We start from the raw sequence: 1,256 nt of genomic DNA on the forward strand, positions 1-1,256 counted from the left end.
ATCGGGCGCTTGAAGGTGTGGCTGCTTTCCACCGACATCACGTCCGAAACCTGGGCTGTGCCCAGCAGGGCGGCCACGCATGGCATCAAATCCTTGCCGAAGGTGGTAGAGGGGCCGAACACGTGCGTGTAGCCAGCCGCCAGCTTCGCTATCTGAGGCGCCAGCACTTGGGCCAGGGCATGCGCATTGGCCGGATTGGCCACGGTCAAGACCTTGGCCACGCCGGCGATCTGGGCGGCTTCGGCGGCGACGGCGGCCGGATCAGCGGCGAGCACCGCAATGTCGATGGAATCGGGCTTCAACGCCAGCGCGGCGCTGACGGTCTTGGCGGTGGCGGCGTTGAGCTTGCCGTCCAGGTGTTCTGCGATGACCAGTACCTTGCTCATTACAGCAACCCCTTCTGCTTGAGTGCGGCGACCAGTTCGGCCGCGTCCTTGACCATCACGCCCTTGCCGCGCTTGGCGGGGGCAGCGTAGTGGGTGGTCTTGAGAGTGTCGCCGCTGTCCACGCCCAGATCGGCGAAAGCAATGCTCTCCAGCGGTTTGCTCTTGGCTTTCATGATGTCGGGCAATTTGATGAAGCGCGGCTCGTTGAGGCGCAGGTCGGTGGTGACCACCGCGGGCAGGTCCACTTCCAGGGTTTCCAGGCCGGCATCGACTTCGCGGATCACGGTGGCTTTGCCGTCTGCGATCTCAAGCTTACTGGCGAAAGTCGCCTGCGGGCGGCCCCACAGCGTGGCCAGCATCTGCCCGGTCTGGCTGGAATCGTCGTCGATGGCCTGCTTGCCCAGGATCACCAGGTCGGGCTGCTCCTTTTCCACCAGCTTGAGCAGGGTGCGTGCGGCGGTCAGCGGCTGGATCGGCCCATCGACGACCACATGAATGGCACGGTTGGCGCCCATGGCCAGGCCGTTGCGCAGATGCGCCTGGGCGTCGGCCGGGGCGATGGTAGCCACGATCACTTCGGTGGCGATGCCCTTGTCGCGCAGGCGCAGGGCTTCTTCCAGAGCGATTTCGTCGAACGGGTTGGCCGAAAGCTTGACCCCTTCGGTGACCACGCCGGAACCATCCGGCTTGACCTGGACGCGGACGTTGTAGTCCACCACGCGCTTGTAGGCGACGAGAATCTTCATCCTGCGGGAGTTTCCTGGACTGGAGGGGGAGGCCCGGCGTTGCGGGGCGGGCCGAGGGCAGTCCAGGGATTTTACCGGTCGCGGGCAGGCCGTGCGAGCGCGTATGGATTCAAGCGTTCAAATG

At 65.0% G+C, this 1,256-nt stretch carries 1 protein-coding gene and 1 pseudogene; both read right to left on the bottom strand.

Going from position 1 to position 1,256, the window contains the following annotated elements; all coding sequences use genetic code 11:
• A pseudogene (locus J2W94_RS18105) lies at positions 1–386 on the bottom strand (electron transfer flavoprotein subunit alpha/FixB family protein); the annotation flags it as partial.
• On the bottom strand, positions 386–1,132 hold the full coding sequence (locus J2W94_RS18110; protein ID WP_310096407.1) for an electron transfer flavoprotein subunit beta/FixA family protein: 747 nt from the start codon (positions 1,130–1,132) through the stop codon (positions 386–388). The pseudogene J2W94_RS18105 and the gene J2W94_RS18110, both read right to left, overlap by 1 nt.
• Between the last annotated feature and the right edge of the window lie 124 nt (positions 1,133–1,256).

This window comes from Pseudoxanthomonas sacheonensis (genome assembly GCF_031455975.1).
Lineage (GTDB): Bacteria > Pseudomonadota > Gammaproteobacteria > Xanthomonadales > Xanthomonadaceae > Pseudoxanthomonas_A > Pseudoxanthomonas_A sacheonensis_A.

What these genes read in the sequence shown, in the direction of transcription:
- J2W94_RS18110 (WP_310096407.1), bottom strand. Translation starts at nt 1,132, where the DNA reads ATGAAGATTCTCGTCGCCTACAAGCGCGTGGTGGACTACAACGTCCGC.